Below are 23,000 nucleotides of genomic sequence, written 5' to 3' on the forward strand. Positions count from 1 at the left end.
TTACTCCATCAGGTTTCCAGACGATAGCCGATCTTGTAGACAGCACAGATGTGTTTGTCCCAACCCAGTTTCTTCTTCAACCTCTGGACATGTAGGTCAATGGTCCGGCTGTCTCCGGTGTATTCTTTCTCCCACACCTGCTCATAGATCACTTCCCGGTACAGAGCAATGTTAGGATTCCGGGCAAAGAACAATAATAGTTCGTATTCTTTCAGTGTCAGTAAGACCTGCTTTCCGTTCTGAGTTACTACTCTGGAAGAAAGATCAATCTCTACATCCAGAATCCGGATGGTTTTTCCGATTTTATTGTAGCGACGCATAACCGTCTCCACCCGCGCCAGCAATTCCACAATCTCAAAGGGTTTGGAGATGTAGTCTTCCGCTCCCATCTTCAACCCTTTTACTTTATGTTCCGTTGTTCCCATGGCAGTGATGAAAATGACTGGAAGCTGCAGAGTTTTGGCATATTCCATCAGCTCATAGCCATTGATCTTCGGAAGCATGATATCCAGAAGCAGCAAATCAAAATGTCCGTTTTCCATCTGATCTGCCGCCTTTTCTCCGTCACAGGCACAGGTACACTCATACCCTGCCCTGGTCAGGTTTACACGGATCAGGTTTGCAATGGGTTCCTCATCCTCGGCAATCAATATTTTCAGCATTACACATCTTCTCCCCTTCTTCGTATCTGATCATCCTACAAAAAGTTTGCATCAGAATTGTATCGTTTCAAATACCATCTGTACCAGTGCCATATAAAGGATGGTTTCCAGAACGACAGCCATAATGGTAATAATCTGTTGTGTAATGGTCATTTTTCTGCTGCCTCCATATCCATATATTTTCTTCCGATGAGAAAGCTTACCGTCATGAGGATCATAGATGGAATCATAAAGTTGTCACCGCCGAAAATTATCAGACAGATCACCGGGCAGACAAGGCCGATGAGTGCCGGGCGGTGATCTTTATGCTCTTCCCACTGATTGACCAGCATGACCACAAAGAGAGCGGTCATGACGAATTCAATACCTTCTGTATTAAAATGAATCACATATCCAAGCAATGCTCCCATGGTGGCACCGAACACCCAGTAGATCTGATTGAGAAGGTTTACAAAGAACATGAACCAGCCTTTGTCCACATCTTCCGGTGGCGTCACAGCTGAGTTAATGGTAAAGGATTCATCGCACATACCAAAGATCAGATAGGGCTTCTTCCATCCAGTATTCTTATACTTTTCCAGCATAGATAATCCGTAGAACAGATGTCTTGCATTGACCATCAACGCCAGAAAAAAGGCCGCAATGGGATTAAAGGCCGACTTGACGATCCTTTCCGTAAACTTTATAATAAAATAAATTGTACATTCGTTCAATATTCTGAATGACCTTTTCATATTACCTTGATATGATTTGTTTGTCAACAGAGAAAATACAGCCACCAAAAAGGAGCTTTTCTATGGATCTTGGAAAAATTATCGGCGAAAACCTGCGGCGATTGCGGACAGAACGGAATCTGTCCCTGGGGCAGCTGGCCAAAACTTCAGAAATCAGTAAAGGAATTTTGTCGGAAATTGAGAAAGGAAACAGCAATCCTACCATCAATACGATTCTGAAGATTGCCGATGGACTCAGCATTCCCTATACAGCTCTTCTGGAAGAGCCGCAGAAGGAATGTGATCTGGTTCGAAAGGAGGATACAGAGATTCAGCGGGATGATTTTGGGACTTACCGTCTCCGCTGTTATTTTCCCTGCAGTTCCTCCCGGAATTTTGAGTATTTTCAAATGGAGCTGGATGCGGGATGTTCCCATACGTCTATCGGCCACCCGCCTAAGGCTCAGGAATATCTCTATGTAATCCGTGGCACAGTGGCGCTTACGGCAGGCAGTGAAGAACATGTCCTGCATCCTGGCGACGCGTTACTGTTCGCCTCTTCCATTCCGCATGTCTATGAAAACCGAACCAATGAGACTGCGGAATGTATGATTATTAATTATTACGGGGGATAAAAGACGAAATATATCCGTCAGCCGCAGCCGTTGCAGCCACCACATACGGATGGTGCGGTTGCACATCCCCCCATTGCGGTTTCCCGAAGTTCCGCAGGAATTCGTTTTCCTACGGTATACATGACCTGAATCATCTCATCCAGGGGAATCCTCTGTGGAATTCCTGCAAGGGTCATTTCCGCAGCAATCAGACTATTCGCTACACCTGCAGCATTCCGATTCTGGCAGGGATATTCCACCAGTCCGCCTACTGGATCGCAGACCAATCCCAGCATGTTCATAAGTACCGTGGAAGCCGCATCGAGACATTGTCCTGGTGTTCCGCCCATGAGTTCGACTGCTGCAGATGCTGCCATGGCGGATGCCACACCAACCTCTGCCTGGCATCCGCCCACTGCTCCGGCTACCGTTGCATTTCTCATAGCCAGATAGCCTACAGCTCCGGCATTAAAAAGCACTTTTATCATTTGTTCATCAGAAAATCCATATATTTCCTGAAACGCAAGCATGAGCCCCGGCACAATCCCTGCTGAGCCTGCCGTAGGTGCTGCCACAATAAGACCCATGGAAGAGTTCGTCTCCAGCACCGCCATGGCATATGTGATGGCCTTTTCAAGAATCGGTCCGCACAGACCTTTTCCGGCTGCCTGGTGTTCGGATAACTTTCTCGCTTCGCCTCCAATGAGTCCGCCCATAGATTTCACCGGAGTCTTAACAGGCGTTCGAGCAGAATCCCTCATAATATGGAATGCTTTTTCCATACGAGCCAGCGCTTCGATCTCTGAAATCTCTCCCAGCTCGATCTCCCTTTTCAGCATAATATCCGAAATGCTGCTTCCTGCTTCTTCACAGAGATGAAGGAGTTCTTTTGCATTCTTAAAATCCATCATCAACCTCTTCTCCTCTCTAAGGCTGTACGATCATGACATCATGGACATGTTCATTCTTCAGAAGTTCTTCCCGAATATTTTCAGGAAGATGACCATCAGATTCTACAATCGTGTAAGCAACATTTCCCTTTCCTTCCCGAAAAAGACGCATAAAAGCAATGTTGACGTTTCGGTCACTTAAAGCCTTCGTAATATGAGCAACAACACCGGGACGATCTTTTTGAATGACGATGACCGCACTGTATTCGCCCGTAAAATCTACCTGAACCTTGTTGATACGCGAAATACGTACCTTGCCTCCGCCCAGTGATTCACCGCGAACCGTCATCTCCTGACCTGCCTTATTTACCATATGAATATCGACGGTGTTAGGATGCACATCTGTCTCTTCTTCATCGGGCAGAAATGTGAATGCAATACCTTCTGTTTCTGCAATTTCAAAAGAATTCCGTATCCGCATATCATCGGTAGTAAATCCCATGATTCCGCCCAGCAGTGCCCGGTCTGTACCGTGTCCCCGATAGGTTCTGGCAAAAGAACCATAGAGCGTAAAATCCACCTGTATGAGTGGTCCTGTAATCATCTTCTGTGCCAGATAAGCAATCTTTGCCGCTCCGGCAGTATGAGAACTGGAAGGTCCGATCATATTCGGTCCTAACACATCAAAGACACTGATAAAGGACATCCTATGCCTCCTTAACGATAAATTTGTGATAAATCGTGTCTACAATCACACCGATGGCATTGTCACCGGATACATTGCAGGCAGTTCCAAAGGAATCCTGAGTGATGTAAAGTGCCACCATAATTGCACAGATCGGGCCGTTAGGATCACCTGCTTCTGCACCGAAGATCATATACAGGAACGGAAGAGCAGTCATAATAGAACCGCCTGGAGCGCCCGGAGAAGCCACCATGGCAATACCAAGGGTCATAATAAATGGAATCACAGTGGACAGACTGATGGGCAGCTGATTCATCAGGCAGACAGCGGTTGCACAGGCAGTGATGGTAATCATAGAACCTGCCATATGAATGTTGGCACACAGCGGGACTACAAAATTACGGATCTGTTCACAGACACCATCGGTTTCTGCACACTGCAGATTCACCGGAATGGTTGCCGCAGAAGACTGGGTTCCTAATGCAGTAGTATACCCTGGAATCTGATTTTTGATTAATGTCAAAGGATTCTTCTTACTTACTGCACCTGCAATGCAGAACTGGATGGCAATGCAGATCAGATGCATGATGATGACCACAAGGAAGACTTTCCAGAGAATGCTCAAAATAGCGAAGGTCTTGCCGGATTTGGTCATGTCCACAAAAGTACCGCAGATGTACAATGGAAGCAGCGGAATGATCACCGTATGAAGTACCTTGTCAATAATTTTGGAAAAATCACCGATGCCGTTATAAAGGCTGTTTCCCAACTCTTTTCCTCTCATGGTAGACAGGCAGAGTCCGAGAACGAAAGCCAGTGCCACTGCGGACAGGGTATCTAATACCGGTTCCAGTGAAATGGAAAAATAAGAACTTAAAGAAGCATCTGCGGTTGCCGCGATCTGCTCCAGTGCCCCCGCACTCATAAAACTCGGAAACAGATTGTCAGCTACCAGGAAGGAAGCGGTTCCTGCGATCAGTGTAGAACCATAAGCAATCGCTACGGTGATCAGTAAAAGTTTACCTGCACCCTGAGACAGATCCGCGATTCCCATAGTGACATAAGCTAGGATCATCAGCGGAATGACGAATTTTAAAAATGTACTGAAAAGTCCGGATAATGTGACAACCAGACGGCAGAAGCCTTCTGGCAGAAACTGCCCGATCAGAATACCGAGCACGATCGCAATGATCAGTTTGGGAACCAGTCCTAGTTTTCGTTTGTTTTCTCTCATGTTTGTACCCTCCAAATTTTCCCCTTTGTATGGTTTGCCATAAAAGGCAGTTACTTCCAGAGTATATCACGGGAAGATGCTGCAATCAAACTCATACATTTCATATATAAGATGAATAATTTTCACAATAAAAAGCGCAAAAAAAGCCGGGAACTAAAAAGCTCCCAGCTGTTTAAACAGGAAAATCCACCCGCAGATGGTAATGCAGGACAGCAGTGACGTGATGATCAAACATCCTGCCGCCAGTTCCCCGTTACTGTCCATCTGCTGTGCCATCGTATAACCAGATACCGCACAGGGTGCACCGAACATAATAATCAACAGTGCCAGCTGAAGATCCCGAAGGCCAAGCAGATATCCTGCCGTCAAAGCAAGACCCGGACTGACAATCAGTTTGCCCACCGCTCCAATGACCAGATTCTTACTGTTTTCCCGGATACTTCCAAGCCGGAATGTAGCTCCCATGATCATCAGCGCAATCGTAGATGCCGCAGACGACACCTGGCTCATGGGGGTTGCCAGGATCGCCGGAAGCTGCAACCGGAAACCCGCCGCGATCAGACCTGCTCCCGCACCAAGAATCATGGGATTGGTGATGATCCGCTTCAGTATTGTTGACACATGTAGTGTTCCGCCTCGAAATACTTCCAGTGTCACTACTGCCAGTGTATTATAGATAGGGATGATAAATGCTACCATAATCGTCGTCAGTCCCAGCGCCTCTTCTCCCATCAGATTTTTCATAATCGGAATTCCCATCAGGACAAAATTGCTCCGATAAATAGCCTGAATTAAGGCACCTCTGTTGTAATTCTCTTTTTCTGTCAGAAGAGTCACCACAACACCCAGACCGTATACAATGAACAGCATCACCACACAAAACGCAATATACCGCGGAATGATTACTCCTGAAAAATCCGCAGAATAAATATTATAAAACATCATGATTGGAAACATGATTTCAAAGACTGCTTTATTGGCATGGTTGAGCTCTGTATCCGTCATAATATGAAACTGTCTTCCTCCCATTCCCAGAAGAATCAGCAGAAAGGTTGGTATGACTGCTTTTACTGCAATGATAAAATTCGATAACATCGTTTCATTCTCCCACTTATAACTTTTCTGTATACAAAAGGGGAAGTGCCTGACAGCACTTCCCCTTTTTCTCTATCTGAGAAAATAAAATGGATCTTCCGTCGTATGGCACAGGAAATGCATCAGTAAATAACCACAGTTAATCGACACATTCTCTTCTTTCAGAATTCTGCGGACTTCCTTCCGATCTGCAATGATAACTTCCAGATCCTCATTATCCTCAAGCCCTTCTTTGGATATCTTCCCTGACGCATACCCATATACGGTAGCACAGGACTCATCCGTCATCCCAATGGTCGTAAACAGAGGTTTCGAGTACATTTCATCTGCTTTCACCGGTGTAAAATCAAGACCCGTTTCTTCTTTCAGTTCTCTGGCTCCAGCCTGACCGTATGTCTCTCCCGCATCCACCAGCCCTGCCGGAAATTCATAAACATAATCATCTACAGAAAACCTGTACTGGCGTACCATTACCACTTTATCCCTCTTAGGACCATACAGTGCATAGATAATCACTCCATCCGGTTTATTTTTATGCGTCTTCAGCTTCAGTTCCTCTATGGATGCGCCGCGGGACGCAATATGATAGATACCCTGTCCCCCAACTTTGTTTTCATACTGAAGGTCGTACATATTCAGAAAACGGTTATCCGTCTTCTTCTCTACAGAAAGAATGTGATCATGTTTTTCCATTTTATGCCTCTAATTCTTCTTCCGAAACTACCTTTCCATCTCTCCAGATTCTCTCCAAATCATAGAACAGACGGTTTTCTTCATCAAAGATATGAACAATAATATCCTGATAATCCATCAAGATCCAGTTTGCAGTCTGATATCCTTCGATCTGTTTCTGCTCATATCCTGCTTTGTAAAGACGCTCTTCTACTTCATCTGCCATGGCCTGCACCTGATTTCGGTTGCTGCCAGATGCAATAATAAAGTAGTCTGCAAGTACGGATACATCTGAAATATCAAGAATTTTGATATCGTTTGCTTTTTTTTCTTCCAGACCTGCGATTGCAAGCTTTGCCATTTCCTTTGAGTTTTTTAATACCATAAGTTTCCTCCTCTATGGTTGTATCTGATTTTTATAAAAATCATAAGTTGCTTTCGTCATCGTATCCACCTCGTCCGGTGAATCTCCGAGATAATTCAGAGTATCTCCGAGAATCTTGAGTAGTGCCTGATCCAGATCTACAAATGCCATTTTCCGGACTTCTTTCAGATTTGGTGCTTTATCCCTTTTAGGTTCAATATAATCAGCCACATATACAATCTTCTCCAGAAGTGTCATGTCCGGTTTTCCGGTCGTATGCCAGCGAATGGCACTTAACACTTCCTGATCTTCAATGTCATATTTTTTTCGGCAAGGAGGGCTCCTACCTTCGCATGGAGCATAAATGGATTTTTCTGCTCGATCTCCGTAATCTCAAGTCCATGCTTTTCTGCTACTTTCAGTTTCTTGGCATTCGGCATACACTTTGCACAGTCATGCATCAGACCAGCCAGTAATGCTTTGTCAAGATCGCACTCATACCGCATGGCAAGCGCTCCAGCTGTATACATCACGCCAAGGGTATGCTCATAACGGCTTTCGTCCATGTTTTTCTTCAGATCACGTTTTAAATCTCTGATACAGATTGCATCCATGTTTTTCCCTCCTTATTCATATAGGTGATTCTGTCTGATATAGTTTGCTACGTCTTCAGGAACCATCCCGGCAATATCTTCTTTCTGCTGAATTTTCCGACGGATTTCTTCCGATGCCACATCCATGTTCGGAGTATTTAAAATACGAATATCCGCATTATATTTTTCTTTCAGCTCTTCTATTCTACGGAGAATTTTTTCCTTTCGGCAATGATCCCTGGTCGCTGCCAGCAGAACACACTCTCTGCAAATAATTGCAGGCTCTTTCCAGTCTTCAAAATCAAAAAGGGAATCTGCCCCCATAATAAAGTAAAATTGATGATCCGGATATGTGCTGTTTAAAACAGACATCGTTTCATACGTATAATGATAACTGTTTTCAGACCGCTCCAGACCACACAACCGAAGATAGGGAACATTCTGGATTGCAAGACGTACCATCTCCATCCGATGCCCTACATCTGCCTGAGAATATTCCCGTTTATGCGGCGGATTGCCATTCGGCATCATCCAGACCTCATCCAGTGAAAACTGGCTGTAGGCCTGCTCTGCCAGTACCAGATGCGCATTGTGAACCGGATCAAAAGTTCCTCCCATGATCCCAATCTGTTTTCTGCCCTCTACCATAAGAACCTCTTTATTTCGGGAGAACGATTTTCTTCTTTTCTTCTTTTCCCTCTTTATACAGAACAATTTTTTTGCCGATGACCTGTACTACCTGGGAACGTGTTCTCTCTGCTACGAGAGAAGCAATCTCTTTCGGATCATCCATGCAGTTCTGGAGTACACTGACTTTGATCAGTTCCCTAGCTTCCAATGCTTCTGCAATTGCCTTTGTATTTTCCGGAGTCAGACTATTCTTGCCGATCTGAAAGATCGGTTCCATCGTCTGAGCCAGACTCTTTAAATAAGCTCTCTGCTTGCTTGTCATATTCTTTATCCTCTATTTATAATACGTGAAACTCAAACCATACATCCGGACCGTATCGCCTTCCTGGATGCCGGCAGCCTCCAGTTCCTCGAGAATACCTGTATCTTTCAGGAATCTCTGGAAAAATGCAAATCCTTTCTCAGATTCCAGATTCGTATAACCAAGCATTTTCTCGATTCGTGGGCCTTCCACCACGTAAGTGTTTTCTTCTTCAGTTGATTTTTCCACAGTATACGGAAGATTTTCTCTTACAAACATATCCTCAGGGAAGAATTCCTGTTCAAAGACAACCGGTTTATGATCCATAGTATCCAGCAGTCCTTTTACATGATACATCAGTTCTTTCAGTCCCTGTCCGGTCACTGCGGAAATCGGGAATACTTTGATTCCTTCCGGCTCGAATTCCTTACGGATTTTCTCTACCGGATCATTTTCCTTATCCCAGATAGCGTCAATCTTGTTGGCCGCAATGACCTGCGGTCTGGCTGCGATCTCCGGGTTATAGGCATTTAATTCTTTATTGATGGCATGAATGTCTGCAATCGGATCTCTTCCCTCTACAGAAGCCGCATCCACCATATGGATAATAACTTTGGTACGCTCAATATGACGCAGAAAATCAAGTCCCAGTCCCACACCTTCTGATGCACCTTCAATCAGTCCCGGAATATCTGCGATAACAAATCCGTCACCGTCCAGGTCAACCACACCAAGATTCGGGCTTAAGGTTGTGAAATGATAGTTGGCAATCTTTGGCTGTGCATTGGTCACCCGGGAAAGAAGCGTGGATTTACCCACATTTGGAAATCCAACCAATCCCACATCTGCGATCACTTTCAGCTCCAGCATAACCTCCAACTCCTGACAGGGCTGTCCCGGCTTTGCATACTTCGGTGCCTGCATGGTAGAAGTTGCAAAATGCTGATTTCCAATACCTCCGCGTCCGCCTTTTAAGATTATCTGCCGGCGGTTTTCTCCGGACATATCCGCAATCACTTTACCGCTCTCTGCATCTTTAATAACCGTTCCTTCCGGAACTTTTAATACAATACTCTCTCCACTTTTTCCGTGGCAGTTTCTTTTTCCGCCTTCCTGTCCGTCCTGCGCCGCATATTTGCGCTTATGACGGTAGTCGGTCAGCGTATTCAGTCCTTCGTCCACTTCGAAGATCACATCTCCTCCGTTTCCGCCATCACCGCCGTCCGGACCACCGTCCGGTACAAACAATTCTCTGCGGAAGCTTACATGGCCGTCCCCGCCCTTACCCGAGCGGATATATATCTTTGCTCTGTCTGCAAACATGTGTCGTCTCCTTTTTCAACCTACAGCCGCAGGTACGGCTGACTAAAATCTGAAATGATTAAGAAAGGGCCTCAAATCTTACCGACTTGAAGCCCTTGTGAATGCGGATTATTCAGCTGCTACCGGAACGATAGAAACCTGTTTTTTGTCTCTTCCTTTTCTCTCGAAGCGAACAACTCCATCCACTAATGCGAACAAAGTATCATCTCCGCCGCGTCCTACATTCACACCCGGGTGAATCTTGGTTCCGCGCTGTCTGTAAAGGATATTTCCGGCTTTCACAAACTGGCCGTCAGCTCTTTTGGCACCCAGTCTCTTGGACTCGGAATCCCTGCCGTTCTTAGTAGAACCGACTCCCTTCTTATGTGCATACATCTGAAGGTTCATATTCAACATAGGTCTACACCTCCCTGAATTCTTAATTAATAGGTAACTGTAAGTTATTTGTTGATCTTCTCGATCTTAACAGCGGTATACTGCTGTCTGTGACCGTTTTTCTTATGATACCCAGTTTTTCTCTTGTACTTGTAAACGATAACTTTTTTAGCTTTTCCGTCACCGATTACAGATGCTTCTACGGTAGCGCCTTCTACTACCGGAGTACCTACGGTAAGAGCGTCGTCACATACGGCAAGAACCTGATCAAAAACATAGTTAGAACCTGCTTCAGCACCAAGTTTTTCAACCTTGATTACATCGCCCTCAGATACTTTATACTGTTTACCACCTGTTGCAATAATCGCGTACATATGGCACCTCCTAATATTTACTCGCCAATTCCGGTGCTGTCCTTCGACAAACTTATAACCTCACTGCGCGGCATCTTTGATATATTAGCATAGTATTTTATTTCTGTCAAGTAATTTTCCTTAACTTTTTTAAACTTTCGTTCTATTTTTCTTCTGTATCAGCCACCTGCAGATAATCCGTTCCATATGATTTTACAATGTTCCGAAGGCCCAACATCAGCGCATCCATCAGGAGATCTGTGCCAGCCGATACATCGGATGTAAACTCCCAGCTTTCGATCATCCCATCCTTACAGTCACAGGTAAAGGCATCTTCCGTAAATTCTTCAATCGAATTAATGGTATTGATCACCAGTGCGGATACGGCTGCGCAGACAATATCTTCACCTGCATCCGCATAGCCCGCATGCCCCTGGATGTGAAAACTCTTATAATGTCCTTTTTCTTTTAAAGCTTGCACCTCTATCATAATATTCCGCACTCCTTCGCCTGTTCTTTCAATGTTTTTTTCTGTTTCTTCCGGGTCATCTCCATCAGTCCAAGCGCTGTCATATCGACAGCAGCCGATTTCTGCGGATCTTTTTTCAGCTGTTCCCGCATAAATTCTAACAGTTCTTCATCCGCTCCCGGTTCTGTCATATCTACGAAGTCTGCAAGAATCATTCCAGACAGATTCCGAAGTCTCATCTGGCGGCTGATCTCAAGCGCTGCTTCCCGGTTAATCTTCCGGATCGCAGCCTGCTTGTCTTTTCCGGCAATGCATTTTCCGGTATTGACATCAATCACTGTCAGAGCCTCTGTCGGTTCAATCACCAGATAAGCGCCTGATTTTAACCATACCCTTTCCGACAATGCATTGTCAAGATTTTTCTCCATCCGGTACAGGGCTTTCAGCGGAAGCTGCCGGTCTTCATACAGACGCAGCTTCTGTCCGTCTCCCGGCATCTCTTCCTCCAGAAATTTTTTCAATTCTGCATAGATCTCCATGTCATCTGTCAGAATTTCTTTCAGTGAACTGCTTTTGCTTCCCAGTACAGAATTCAGATACGACGGTCGACTCCGGTATACGCAGGAGTAAACAGTTCGATGCACCGCCTGTGTCTTAAGATACTGATACTGCTCCAGCATCCGCCCCAATTCCCTGTCAAGTTCTTCTTCCGGAACACCCGCTGCATTGGTCCGCACGATCATCCCGGCATCCTCAGGCAATTCATGCAGTGCTGTCCATGCTTTCAGCCTGGTTTTCTCCACACCGCTCAGTTTCCCTGAATATCCCACGGTACGGTTTCCACAGGTGAGTACCAGATATTTGCCCGTCAGTCCAAAACATGCCGTCAGTGACGGAGCCTTGGTCTTGACAGCCTCACGGCTGACCTGCACCAACAGTTCATCTCCCTGCGCCAGTTCTTTTCCTTTTTTGGGCTTTGTGTAAACCGGGTATCTCGCATCCTCTAAAGGAAGGTAACAGAGTATCCCATGCTCGATTTCCACAAATGCCGCCTGAATATTTTTTACAATATTCTTTACTTTTCCTATATAGATATTTCCAAGGATAGATTCCTGCTCCTTGGAAATGAGAAACAATTCCATCATGCGCCCATCTTCATAGAGAGCGTCTGCCAGAACTCCGTCTTTTATATAGGTAATGATTCTTGTATTATCCAATTTCTTCTCCCAGCGCTTCCAGAGAAATGAGTTTTCGCTCTTCTTCTGTTCCCTGATCTGCGTACATTTCCCGTCTGGTCACCAGCAGAGCAAACTGCGGCATGTCCCAGCCAATATGTTCTGCAAATGCTTTCAGTACCATTTCCGGTTTCAGGTTGTGAACGCTTCCTGCGGATACCTGCATTTTGATCATATCATCCACGATCTCCCAGCTGTAGATCCACGGGCGGATGTCAATCTCCTGCTGTCCCTTCTTGGTTTCTTTCACAATCCGCATTTCCGGCTGTGCAAGAAATTCTGTAAATTGCTTTTTCCAGCCATCTTCCGGCGCGCAGCCTTCCCGGAAACGCACTTCATAATCAGCCGCTGCCACGCTCGCCATGGCATTCTTGCTGTTCTCAGGAAGCTCCCGAAAGCTCATAACGTCAATTCCTTCCACCATCACCGCATTCAGGCGGCGAACCGCTTCCTTTGATGAGATGGAACCGTTAATCCGGATATCCATATATTCGCCGTCGCTCTCCAGACCTAATCCAAGGGGAGATGCAAAGGACATAATCATATGGGGGCTATATCCTTCTGAATAGCAGATATCAATGTCTGCCCGGCGGATAGCCTTCTGGAAATATCTCATAACATCCAGATGTCCGATAAATTTTAATACTCCATATTTGCGAAATCTGACTCTAATGTTCACGGCAGACACCTCCTCCGAAGACAGCTGCACCACAGCCGGAACATTGCATCCGGCAGTTGGGGGTTACGGTCTCCTCATGCGCCTTTTTCCACTCTCTCTCAAGGAATGCTCTGGTTACACCAATATCAATGAAATCCCACGGGAACACTTCGTCAAGCTCTCGTTTACGAATGGTATAAAAATCAATATCCACTCCGCATTCTGCAAAAGCTTCCATCCAGAGTTCATTTTTGAAACCTTCCGTCCAGGAGTCAAAGAGACAGCCTTTCTCATAGGCTTTTTTAATGACCTTTGCTACCTTTCGATCTCCTCTTGCCAGAACGCCTTCCAGAATGGTGACATCGGCCTCATGCCAGTTGTATTTGATGCTCTTCTTGTTGAGCTGGTCTTTGATCTCATGGTTGACGATATAGGCTCTGTGCAGGAACTCCTCCTTGGTACACATCTGCGCCCACTGGAACGGCGTAAAGGGCTTCGGCACAAAGAAAGAAGTGCTGACTACAATCTGGCACTTTCCGTTTCTCTTTTCCTTCGGCACCTCATAATAACGCTCAGCGATCTTCTCTGCCAGCCATGCAATGCCCTTCATATCTTCTTCGGTCTCCGTAGGATGACCCAGCATAAAATACAGTTTTACACGGTTCCAGCCGCCCTCGAAGGCCTGTCCGGCACCGTTTAAGATGACTTCCTCTGTCAGACCTTTGTTGATGACGTCGCGGAGCCTCTGGGAACCTGCTTCCGGTGCAAAGGTCAGACTGCTCTTCCGCACATCCTGCACCTTGCCCATCACATCCAGAGAAAATGCGTCGATACGCAGGGACGGCAGAGAAATATTGATATCCTTGCTTCCGAATTCATCAATCAGGAAAGTGACCAGTTCCTTCAGATGGGAATAATCACTGGAACTTAAAGAGCTTAAAGAGATCTCCTCGTAGCCTGTATTTTTCAGCATGGCATAAGCTGCTTTTTTCAGCATCTCCAGATCCCGCTCTCTGGTGGGACGGTACAGCATACCGGCCTGGCAGAAACGACATCCGCGGATACAGCCTCTCTGAATCTCCAGTACCACGCGGTCCTGGGTTGCCTTGATAAACGGAACCACCGGTTTCTCCGGGTAACTGGAAGTGGTGACGTCAAGCACCAGCTGCTTCTTCACCTTCTCCGGTGCTTCCGGACAGAGGGAGATCATTTTATCAATGGTCCCATCTTCTTTATAGGAAACACTATATAAAGACGGAACGTAGATTCCCGGAATCTGTGCCGCTTTCTTTAAGAAGTCTTCTCTGGATGCGTCGCTTACCTTCCATTCTTTGTAAAGATCCAGAAGGGCATCGTACTGCACTTCACCCTCTCCGATATAGAACAGATCAAAGAAATCTGCCAGCGGTTCCGGATTATAGGTACAGGGACCGCCGCCAATGACAAAGGGATGCTCCTTTGTACGTTGGGATGCCTCCAGCGGGATCTGTGCCAGATCCAGCACCTGCAGGATATTGGTATAGCACATCTCATACTGAATGGTAATACCCAGGAAATCAAAATCCTTGATCGGATCCTGGGATTCCAGCGCAAAAAGCGGAATCTGCTGCTCCCGCATCACTTTGTCCATGTCATTCCACGGAGAATAGACACGCTCACACCAGGTATCCTCTCTCTTATTAAACATATCGTAGAGAATCTGAATGCCCAGGTGGGACATACCGATCTCATACACATCCGGGAAACACATGGCAAACCGGATGTCTACCTTTTCCTTGTCCTTCATGACCGCATTGACTTCTCCGCCGATGTAACGGGCCGGTTTCTCAATGGTCATCAGGATCTCATCTGATAACGCTAATTTACGCATAAACTACCTTTTCTATTAATTTCTGTTGTTAACTGTCAATCCGATTTATTATAAGGGATTTTGGTAGTTTGTGCAAGGGTGACTTACTATCACATCTTTGCTACCCTGCGCCGGCAGCTTTAGCAAAAGGAGCTGTTGCTTAGCAACGGCTCCTCCTATAATTCATATCATACATATATTTTAGTCATTCTTTACATTAAAAGCACCGATTCCCGGATAGACAGCGCTTGCGCCCAGCTGTTCCTCGATTCTGAGCAGCTGATTGTATTTTGCAACACGCTCAGATCTGCTCGGAGCACCGGTCTTGATCTGGCAGGTGTTGAGTGCTACTGCAAGGTCTGCAATGGTAGTATCTGCGGTCTCACCGGAACGATGGGAAGAAATCGCGGTATAACCAGCTTTGTGAGCCATCTTGATTGCTTCCAGTGTCTCAGATACGGAACCGATCTGGTTCAGTTTGATAAGGATGGCATTTCCTGCACCCAGTTTGATACCTTTTGCAAGTCTCTCAGTATTGGTAACGAAGAGGTCATCGCCAACCAGCTGTACTTTATCTCCCAGTCTTGCAGTCAGTTTCTGCCAGCCTTCCCAGTCTTCCTCATCCAGACCATCCTCGATGGAAAAGATCGGGTATTTCTCGCAGAGTTTTGCCCAGTGTTCAATAAGTTCCTCGGAAGTATACTCGGTTCCTGCTTTCGGAAGTTTGTAGAAGCCTTTGCCTTTCTCGCTCTTCCACTCAGAAGATGCCGCATCCATAGCGATCTTGAAGTCTTTGCCCGGCTCGTAGCCAGCTTTCTTTACTGCCTCCAGAATGGTCTCGATTGCTTCTTCATCGGACTTCAGTGCCGGAGCAAATCCACCTTCGTCACCTACGGAAGTAGCCAGTCCGCGCTCTTTTAAAATAGAAGCCAGTGCATGGAATACCTCCGCACACCATCTTAAGCACTCTTTGAAGGACGGAGCGCCTACCGGCATAATCATGAACTCCTGCACATCCAATCCAGAAGACAGTGCATGGCATCCGCCATTTACGATGTTCATCATCGGAACCGGAAGACGGTTGCCGGATACACCGCCAAGGAAACGATACAGCGGAATATCAAGAGAAACAGATGCTGCTCTTGCTGTTGCGATGGATACAGCCAGGATTGCATTTGCACCCAGTTTGGATTTGTCTTTGGTTCCGTCAGCCTCGATCATCGCTTTGTCGATGGCATAAGTATCGGATGCATCCATACCGGTCAATACTTCATTAATGACGGTATTGATATTCTCTACTGCTTTGGTAACTCCTTTTCCAAGGTATCTGCTCTTATCACCATCTCTTAACTCCAGAGCCTCGAACTCTCCGGTGGATGCACCACTGGGAGCGGTTCCTCTGCCGATGGTTCCGTCAGCCAGATAAACTTCTGCTTCTACCGTAGGATTTCCTCTGGAATCCAGAATCTCTCTTCCTACTACCTTTTCAATCTCTAAATAATCCATAGTAAATGTCTCCTTTATGTAAAATTTTTCATTACTACCATGTCAAGCAGGACTCCTTCACCGGAATTGTCCAGGTTCCGGTGATTTTGAAAATGGAGTTTCCTGATTTATTCACGTTAGTTAGTATTTGCTAACCAAGGATTATCATAACAGACCAAAACAAAAAACGCAAGAAAAGGAGCTGATAGAATTTATCAAACTCCTTTATTACTTAATATTTATGTACTTCAAGAATTTCTTCCGCTCTTCTTACTTCTTCTTCCGTCGGTGTCGGCACTCCATTCAGTGAGTATGTTATTCCTAACTTTTTCCATTTGAACAAACCAAGGGTATGATAAGGAAGAACTTCCACTCTTTTGAGTGTTGGAAGAGACCGCTCCAGATCCCGGAGTGCCAGAAGGTCGTCTTCCGAATCTGTCAGTCCGGGTACCAGTACATGGCGGATCCACATAGATTTTCCATGGTCAGCCAGATAATGGGCCATGGCAAGGATATTGTCATTGGGCTGTCCCGTCAGTTCCTTATGAATCTTTCCATCCACCGCCTTAATATCAAGCAAAAAAAGATCGGTGAGATTCATGAGCCGGTCAAATTTTTCCAGATATTCCGGATCCATGGAAAATGGATTGCCGGAGGTATCCAGTGCTGTGTTTATCTTTTTTTCTTTTGCCAAGCAGAAAAATTCCGTTACAAAGTCTAACTGGAGAAGAGGCTCACCGCCGCTGACGGTAAGCCCCCCATCTTTTCCCCAGTAATTCCGGTAACGGTACACTTTATGAAACATTTCTTCTGCTGTGGAATCTTCGCCTCCCTGCATGCTCCAAGTCTCCGGATTGTGGCAGTATCTGCAGCGCATATGGCAGCCCTGCAGAAATACCACGCACCGGACTCCCGGACCATCTACCAGTCCAAATGTTTCCAGAGAATGAATCTTTCCGGTGATTACGGTATGCTCATTCATAGCCAATTACATGCTCTTGTGGCAGGTTCTGGAGATCACATCCATCTGCTGCTCTCTTGTCAGATCGATAAATTTCACTGCATATCCAGATACACGGATAGTGAAGTTTGCGTACTCCTCTTTCTCCGGATGCTCCATCGCATCGATCAGTTTCTCGGTTCCAAATACATTGACATTGAGGTGATGTGCGCCCTGATCGAAGTATCCGTCCATCACCTGTACCAGATTCTTGATTCTCTCATCCTCACTGTGTCCCAGTGCATCCGGATTGATGGTCTGGGTATTGGAAATACCATCCAGTGCCCACTCATAGGGAAGTTTTGCAACGGAGTTGAGGGAAGCCAGAAGTCCACTCTTCTCAGCACCATAGCTCGGGTTTGCTCCCGGAGACAGCGGCTCGCCTGCTTTTCTTCCGTCCGGCATGCTTCCGGTTGCCTTACCATAGACTACGTTGGAAGTAATGGTCAAGATAGAGGTGGTTGCCTCGGAATTTCTGTAGGTATGATGCTTTTTGATCTTGTCAAGGAATGTCTTCAGAAGCCATACAGCGATGTCATCTGCTCTGTCATCATCGTTACCATATCTTGGAAAGTCTCCCTCGGTGATATAATCGACTACGATACCTGTCTCATCACGAACGGTTTTTACTTTTGCATATTTGATGGCACTTAAGGAGTCTACTACATGGGAGAATCCTGCAATACCGGTTGCGAAGGTTCTTCTCACATCAGTATCAATGAGGGCCATCTCAGCTGCTTCATAGTAATATTTGTCATGCATATACTGGATCAGGTTCAGTACATTTACGTAAAGGCCTGCCAGCCAGTCCATCATCTTGTCGTATTTTGCAATGACTTCATCGTAATCCAGATACTCGGAAGTGATCGGTTTATAGGCCGGTCCAACCTGCTCTCTGGTCTTTACGTCTACACCACCGTTTACGGCATACAGAAGGCATTTTGCCAGATTTGCTCTTGCTCCGAAGAACTGCATCTCTTTACCGGTCTGGGTTGCAGACACACAGCAGCAGATGGAGTAATCATCACCCCATACCGGCTTCATCACATCATCATTCTCATACTGTACAGAACTGGTGCGGATAGAGATATCAGCTGCAAATTTCTTGAAGTTCTGCGGCAGCGCGGAGGAATACAATACGGTCAGGTTCGGCTCAGGGCTCGGTCCCATATTGACCAGCGTATGCAGGAAACGATAGTCATTCTTGGTAACCATGGAACGTCCATCTACACCGATACCAGCCACCTCCAGAGTTGCCCATACCGGGTCGCCGGAGAACAACTGATTATAGGACGGAATTCTTGCGAATTTTACCATACGAAGCTTCATAACAAAATGGTCGATGAGCTCCTGGGCCTCTTTCTCAGTGAGGCTGCCATTTTCCAGATCTCTCTGAATATAGATATCAAGGAAGGTAGATACGCGACCAACACTCATAGCTGCACCGTTCTGGGTTTTCACAGCTGCCAGATATCCAAAATACAGCCACTGTACTGCTTCTTTTGCATTCTTGGCAGGCTGGGAAATATCAAAGCCGTAGATTTCAGCCATCTTCTTCATCTGACCAAGTGCCTGATACTGTCTGCTGATCTCTTCTCTCTGACGGATCACATCATCAGTCATGGTTCCATCTCCGCAGTTCGCGAAATCTTCTGCCTTCTTCTCCATCAGAAAATCAATTCCGTACAGAGCCACACGACGGTAGTCACCGACGATACGTCCTCTTCCGTAGGTATCCGGAAGTCCGGTAATGATCTTGTTGTGACGTGCTTTCTTCATCTCCGGAGTATAAGCATCGAAGACGCCCTGATTATGAGTTCTGCAGTACTCGGTAAAGATTTTGTGTAGCTCTGGATCCGGCTCGTAGCCATTGGTCTGGCATGCCTGCTCGGCCATCTTGATTCCTCCAAAGGGCATAAATGCTCTCTTCAGTGGTTTGTCTGTCTGAAGTCCTACGACCTGCTCAAGATCTTTGGTCTCTTCACTGATATATCCTGCTCCATGGGATGTGATGCCGGATACAATATGAGTATCCATATCCAGAATGCCGCCTTTTGCACGCTCTTCTTTCTGCAGTCCCTGCAGAATTCCCCATAATTTGTCAGTTGCCTCTGTAGGTCCCTCCAGGAAGGATTCGTCTCCCTCATACGGGGTATAGTTTTTCTGGATGAAATCTCTTACATTGATCTCTTCTTTCCAGATGCGGCCTTCAAATCCGCCCCACTGTTCAAAATTTTTCATCTATGAACCTCCTTGTGATAAATAATTAGCGTAGTATAACTTTCAAGACGCTGTTATTATATCATGGCCCATAGGAAATACAAGAAAAAGTGTCTTTCACGCAAAAATTTCTCAATATCTGCAAGATCTGGTAGTTTGTTAAAATTTTAACCGCACATAAGACACAAACTTTCTTGCTGCAAAGGGCATCGTATTCCAATCTTTCCACACCAGTGCCACCGGACGTTCCATCCGCTCTTTTACCGGGCGGACGGCAAGCCCTGCTTCGAATCCTTCCAGCACTCTTTTATACATGGCAGAGACTCCAAGGCTCTGTCGTACCATAGCTAAAATAGAGTAATCGTCGTATACTTTGTACTCAATTTTCGGATGCAGCCCCGCCCGCCGAAAAGCCTGCTCAGGTACGCTGTACTCTCCTTCATCCAGAAGAATGAAAGGTTCCTGCTCAAGATCTTTTAGTGAAATGACTTGCTTTCCGGTCAGTGGATGTCCTTTTGGCAGTACGGCCGCCATTTCATCCTTATATAAAATACTGGTTTCCAGCCCTGGCACTGCTTCTGCATTGGCAAATCCAAAATCCACGCTTCCGTTTCTTACCCACTGGGCAATACTGGTATATTCCCCCTGTTGAAGAATAAATCGCACTTCCGGATATTGTTTCTTAAATTCCATCATCAGTCTTGGCAGGAAGGTACGGCTGACACTGGTAAAAGTTCCAATTCGAATGGCGCTGTTGGTAAGTCCCTTCATTTCCTCTTCTTTTCGTTCCAGATTCTTTTCCGCCTGATAGATCTGCTGAAAATACGGAAGATACTGCTCACCGTCTGCGGTCAGTCCAATTCCATCCTTTTTCCGGTCAATGAGCACCGTTTCTGTCTCCTGTTCCAAAGTCCGAACTGCCTGACTGACGGCACTCTGAGAATATCCCAGTTCTTCTGCTGTCTTTGTGAAACTGCCATTTTCCATTACTTTGCAAAATATTTCATATCTGGATAACATGTTGTTCACCTCATCACTTTTTCTTATGTATTCATCATAATCATTCATTTTACTTATGTAAAGAAGACTGCTAAAATATTGCTCAGAAAATAAATCTGATTCTTGGGAGGAATCCGTGTTATGAGTAAATCAAATGCAAAGATATTCCAGGAGGGAATGAAGGATGCCATCCCCATAGGACTTGGATATTTTGCAGTGGCTTTTTCACTGGGTATTGCCGCAAGAAACGCGGGCATGAATGCAGTTCAGGGATTTTTGCTCAGCTTTCTGAATAATGCGTCTGCCGGAGAATATGCCGGAATTACCGTGATCGCAGCCAATGCTTCCTACATAGAAATTGCTGTCGTTACATTGATTGCCAATGCCCGGTATCTTCTCATGAGCTGCGCCATGGGACAGCGTCTGAAACCCGGGCTTTCCTTCGGGCACCGGCTTTTAATGGGTTACGATATTACCGATGAGCTCTTTGGCATCGCCATTGCCCGTCCCGGCTATCTGGAACCTTTCTATACCTACGGCGCCATGCTGACCGCCATTCCCTGCTGGGCAACCGGAACGGCCTGCGGTATCATTGCCGGAAATATCATGCCGGCCCGTGTTGTGAGTGCATTAAGTGTTTCTCTGTTTGGCATGTTCCTGGCAATCATCATTCCTCCGGCAAAAAAGGATAAGGTCGTTGCAGCACTGATCATTTTGGCATTTGCTGCAAGTTACGCCTCCTCCTGTCTCCCGCTGATCTCTTCCATCTCCGAAGGCACCAGAACCATTATCCTGACTGTAATACTGTCTGCCGGAGCAGCTTATTTCTTCCCGATCCATACCGAAGGAGGTCCTGAACATGACGCATAATATGTATGTTTACATTTTTATCACCGGAGCCGTATCTTACCTGATCCGCGTACTTCCGCTGACCCTGATCCGAAAACCAATTGAAAATAAGTTTCTTCAGTCGTTTTTGTACTATGTACCTTATGTAACACTTGCAGTAATGACATTCCCTGCCATTATCCACGCCACCCAGTCTCCCATCTCCGGTGCACTGGCACTGCTGATTGGTATCATCGCTGCTTATGCAGGTGCTGGACTTTTACCGGTAGCTGTCATCTGCTGCGCCGTGGTATTTGGTATTGAGTTTTTTCTGTAGTTCGTCTGATGCTCTTTTTCATTTACTTTCCGACTCCAATCATGTATCATAGATACATTGAGTTTATGAATGCGAGGGACAAGTAACAAATGAAAAAAAGAGATTCTTTTAACAATAAATGGGGATTTATTCTGGCCTGTATCGGCTCTGCCGTGGGTATGGGCAATATCTGGATGTTTCCAACCAGAGTCTCCATGTACGGAGGCGGTTCCTATCTGCTTCCGTATTTTCTTTTTGTGGCACTGATCAGTTTTACCGGAGTCATCGGCGAAATGAGTTTTGGGAGAGCAGCCCGCTCCGGTCCTGTAGATGCATTTGGTTATGCGTGTGAAATCAAAGGGCACCGCAGTACAGGAGAACTTCTTGGATATATTCCTGTACTCGGCGCCCTTGCCATGGCTATCGGCTATACTGTTGTCATGGGATGGATTCTAAAATATATGGTTGGTTCCTTCACCGGAGCTACTCTGGCGCCATCTGACGCAGATGGATTCGGAGCAGAATTCGGGCAGATGGCCGGTTCTTTTGGAAATAATGGCTGGCAGATTGTTGCGCTGCTCATTGGCATGATCATCCTGATGTTTGGTATCGGTCAGGGTATCGAGAAAGCCAACCGGATCATGATGCCGGTTTTCTTTATTCTGTTCGCCATTCTCGGAATCTATGTAGCATTCCAGCCAGGTGCTATCGACGGTTACCGGTATATTTTCCGAATTGATCCGGTTATATTAGCAAACCCGAAAACCTGGATTTTTGCTCTCGGACAGGCCTTTTTTTCTTTATCTGTCGCTGGAAATGGTACACTGATCTATGGCTCTTACCTCTCTGACAAGGAGGATATTCCGGCGGCTGCCGGACGTGTTGCCCTGTTTGATACCATTGCAGCTCTTCTTGCAGCCATTGTTATCATTCCGGCTATGGCAACCATCGGTGCACAGCTTGACCAGGGTGGACCCGGACTGATGTTCATCTATCTGCCGGCTTTGTTTAAATCTATGCCCTGTGGTCATCTGATTGCCATGATCTTCTTTGTGGCTGTCTTTTCCGCCGGGCTGTCCTCACTCATTAACTTGTATGAAGCGCCCATTGCAACCATCCAGGAAAAGCTTCACCTTGGAAGAAAGACTTCCTGTACTCTGATTGCTGTATTTTCACTGATTGTTTCCATCTGCATTCAGGGCATCGTATCCGACTGGATGGATGTGCTGTCCATCTATATCTGCCCTCTTGGCGCCGGACTTGCCGGAATCATGTTCTTCTGGATCTGTGGAAAGACATATGTAGAAACACAAGTAAACAAAGGAAGGGACAAACCCTTTACCGATCTGTTTCTTCCTGTCTGCAAATATATTTACTGTCCGCTATGTGTACTTGTACTGATACTGGGAATTTTACTTGGAGGAATTGGTTGATCCC

At 46.0% G+C, this 23,000-nt stretch carries 25 protein-coding genes and 1 pseudogene; 4 read left to right on the forward strand and 22 right to left on the reverse strand.

Annotated elements, in window-relative coordinates; translation table 11 throughout:
* Positions 1–8: 8 nt before the first annotated feature.
* Complete coding sequence (locus LKD36_RS05560) at positions 9–662, reverse strand: response regulator transcription factor (protein ID WP_308459013.1); 654 nt, start codon at positions 660–662, stop codon at positions 9–11.
* A gap of 149 nt (positions 663–811) precedes the next feature.
* Positions 812–1,375, reverse strand: coding sequence for an AzlC family ABC transporter permease (locus LKD36_RS05565; RefSeq protein WP_308459014.1), 564 nt, complete (start codon positions 1,373–1,375; stop codon positions 812–814).
* Positions 1,376–1,458: 83 nt separating this feature from the next.
* Between LKD36_RS05565 and LKD36_RS05570 the strand changes: the two genes are divergently transcribed.
* Positions 1,459–2,010: a helix-turn-helix domain-containing protein gene (locus LKD36_RS05570; RefSeq protein ID WP_308459015.1), complete on the forward strand. Its 552-nt coding sequence runs from the start codon at positions 1,459–1,461 to the stop codon at positions 2,008–2,010.
* Positions 2,011–2,027: 17 nt separating this feature from the next.
* Here the strand turns inward: LKD36_RS05570 and sdaAA are convergent, their stop codons facing one another.
* The 20 genes and pseudogenes from sdaAA to LKD36_RS05675 form a co-directional block, all read right to left on the reverse strand.
* Complete coding sequence (gene sdaAA, locus LKD36_RS05575) at positions 2,028–2,897, reverse strand: L-serine ammonia-lyase, iron-sulfur-dependent, subunit alpha (protein WP_308459123.1); 870 nt, start codon at positions 2,895–2,897, stop codon at positions 2,028–2,030.
* Positions 2,898–2,916: 19 nt separating this feature from the next.
* A complete protein-coding gene (sdaAB, locus tag LKD36_RS05580) occupies positions 2,917–3,585 on the reverse strand; it encodes an L-serine ammonia-lyase, iron-sulfur-dependent subunit beta (protein ID WP_308459016.1) in 669 nt (222 codons plus the stop codon).
* Position 3,586: 1 nt separating this feature from the next.
* A complete protein-coding gene (locus tag LKD36_RS05585) occupies positions 3,587–4,798 on the reverse strand; it encodes a dicarboxylate/amino acid:cation symporter (RefSeq protein ID WP_118769556.1) in 1,212 nt (403 codons plus the stop codon).
* A 153-nt stretch (positions 4,799–4,951) separates the two neighbouring features.
* The gene (locus LKD36_RS05590; RefSeq protein ID WP_308459017.1) at positions 4,952–5,893 is read right to left on the reverse strand and encodes an AEC family transporter; all 942 of its coding nucleotides are present in this window, start codon (positions 5,891–5,893) and stop codon (positions 4,952–4,954) included.
* A gap of 72 nt (positions 5,894–5,965) precedes the next feature.
* A complete protein-coding gene (locus LKD36_RS05595; protein ID WP_118769554.1) occupies positions 5,966–6,586 on the reverse strand; it encodes an NUDIX hydrolase in 621 nt (206 codons plus the stop codon).
* 1 nt (position 6,587) lies between these two features.
* A complete protein-coding gene (gene rsfS / locus LKD36_RS05600; protein WP_118769553.1) occupies positions 6,588–6,950 on the reverse strand; it encodes a ribosome silencing factor in 363 nt (120 codons plus the stop codon).
* A 12-nt stretch (positions 6,951–6,962) separates the two neighbouring features.
* Positions 6,963–7,543: pseudogene (gene yqeK, locus LKD36_RS17665) on the reverse strand (bis(5'-nucleosyl)-tetraphosphatase (symmetrical) YqeK).
* 12 nt (positions 7,544–7,555) lie between these two features.
* Complete coding sequence (nadD, locus tag LKD36_RS05615; protein ID WP_308459020.1) at positions 7,556–8,170, reverse strand: nicotinate-nucleotide adenylyltransferase; 615 nt, start codon at positions 8,168–8,170, stop codon at positions 7,556–7,558.
* A 10-nt stretch (positions 8,171–8,180) separates the two neighbouring features.
* Positions 8,181–8,474, reverse strand: coding sequence for a ribosome assembly RNA-binding protein YhbY (gene yhbY / locus LKD36_RS05620; protein WP_118769550.1), 294 nt, complete (start codon positions 8,472–8,474; stop codon positions 8,181–8,183).
* 12 nt (positions 8,475–8,486) lie between these two features.
* Entirely contained in the window at positions 8,487–9,776 is a 1,290-nt protein-coding gene (obgE, locus tag LKD36_RS05625; RefSeq protein WP_118769549.1) for a GTPase ObgE, read from the reverse strand.
* Positions 9,777–9,884: 108 nt separating this feature from the next.
* On the reverse strand, positions 9,885–10,172 hold the full coding sequence (gene rpmA, locus LKD36_RS05630; RefSeq protein WP_118769548.1) for a 50S ribosomal protein L27: 288 nt from the start codon (positions 10,170–10,172) through the stop codon (positions 9,885–9,887).
* 44 nt (positions 10,173–10,216) lie between these two features.
* Positions 10,217–10,525 carry a 50S ribosomal protein L21 gene (gene rplU, locus LKD36_RS05635; protein ID WP_118769547.1) on the reverse strand — a complete coding sequence of 103 codons (309 nt, stop codon included), beginning with the start codon at positions 10,523–10,525 and terminating at the stop codon, positions 10,217–10,219.
* A 142-nt stretch (positions 10,526–10,667) separates the two neighbouring features.
* On the reverse strand, positions 10,668–10,994 hold the full coding sequence (locus tag LKD36_RS05640; protein WP_118769546.1) for a ribosomal-processing cysteine protease Prp: 327 nt from the start codon (positions 10,992–10,994) through the stop codon (positions 10,668–10,670).
* Positions 10,991–12,190, reverse strand: coding sequence for a ribonuclease E/G (locus tag LKD36_RS05645; protein ID WP_308459021.1), 1,200 nt, complete (start codon positions 12,188–12,190; stop codon positions 10,991–10,993). The genes LKD36_RS05640 and LKD36_RS05645 overlap by 4 nt, the downstream gene beginning before the upstream one ends.
* Entirely contained in the window at positions 12,183–12,887 is a 705-nt protein-coding gene (locus LKD36_RS05650; protein WP_308459022.1) for a TIGR03936 family radical SAM-associated protein, read from the reverse strand. The genes LKD36_RS05645 and LKD36_RS05650 overlap by 8 nt, the downstream gene beginning before the upstream one ends.
* On the reverse strand, positions 12,877–14,736 hold the full coding sequence (locus tag LKD36_RS05655; protein ID WP_308459023.1) for a TIGR03960 family B12-binding radical SAM protein: 1,860 nt from the start codon (positions 14,734–14,736) through the stop codon (positions 12,877–12,879). Before LKD36_RS05655 ends, LKD36_RS05650 begins: the two co-directional genes overlap by 11 nt.
* A gap of 180 nt (positions 14,737–14,916) precedes the next feature.
* Positions 14,917–16,221: a phosphopyruvate hydratase gene (eno, locus tag LKD36_RS05660; RefSeq protein ID WP_308459024.1), complete on the reverse strand. Its 1,305-nt coding sequence runs from the start codon at positions 16,219–16,221 to the stop codon at positions 14,917–14,919.
* A 211-nt stretch (positions 16,222–16,432) separates the two neighbouring features.
* Positions 16,433–17,182, reverse strand: a complete 750-nt coding sequence (gene pflA, locus LKD36_RS05665; RefSeq protein ID WP_308459025.1) for a pyruvate formate-lyase-activating protein — start codon at positions 17,180–17,182, stop codon at positions 16,433–16,435.
* A 6-nt stretch (positions 17,183–17,188) separates the two neighbouring features.
* Positions 17,189–19,441 carry a formate C-acetyltransferase gene (gene pflB, locus LKD36_RS05670; RefSeq protein WP_308459026.1) on the reverse strand — a complete coding sequence of 751 codons (2,253 nt, stop codon included), beginning with the start codon at positions 19,439–19,441 and terminating at the stop codon, positions 17,189–17,191.
* A 138-nt stretch (positions 19,442–19,579) separates the two neighbouring features.
* Positions 19,580–20,440, reverse strand: coding sequence for a LysR family transcriptional regulator (locus LKD36_RS05675; protein WP_308459027.1), 861 nt, complete (start codon positions 20,438–20,440; stop codon positions 19,580–19,582).
* Positions 20,441–20,560: 120 nt separating this feature from the next.
* Here LKD36_RS05675 and LKD36_RS05680 point away from each other — a divergent pair, with 120 nt between their 5' ends.
* The 3 genes from LKD36_RS05680 (at position 20,561) to LKD36_RS05690 (ending at position 22,996) form a co-directional block, all read left to right on the forward strand.
* On the forward strand, positions 20,561–21,289 hold the full coding sequence (locus tag LKD36_RS05680; RefSeq protein ID WP_118769540.1) for an AzlC family ABC transporter permease: 729 nt from the start codon (positions 20,561–20,563) through the stop codon (positions 21,287–21,289).
* On the forward strand, positions 21,279–21,584 hold the full coding sequence (locus tag LKD36_RS05685; protein WP_118769539.1) for an AzlD domain-containing protein: 306 nt from the start codon (positions 21,279–21,281) through the stop codon (positions 21,582–21,584). The genes LKD36_RS05680 and LKD36_RS05685 overlap by 11 nt, the downstream gene beginning before the upstream one ends.
* A gap of 89 nt (positions 21,585–21,673) precedes the next feature.
* The gene (locus tag LKD36_RS05690) at positions 21,674–22,996 is read left to right on the forward strand and encodes a sodium-dependent transporter (protein WP_308459028.1); all 1,323 of its coding nucleotides are present in this window, start codon (positions 21,674–21,676) and stop codon (positions 22,994–22,996) included.
* The last annotated feature ends 4 nt before the right edge of the window (positions 22,997–23,000 follow it).

It is taken from the genome of Hominiventricola filiformis (genome assembly GCF_020686965.1).
Lineage (GTDB): Bacteria > Bacillota > Clostridia > Lachnospirales > Lachnospiraceae > Hominiventricola > Hominiventricola filiformis.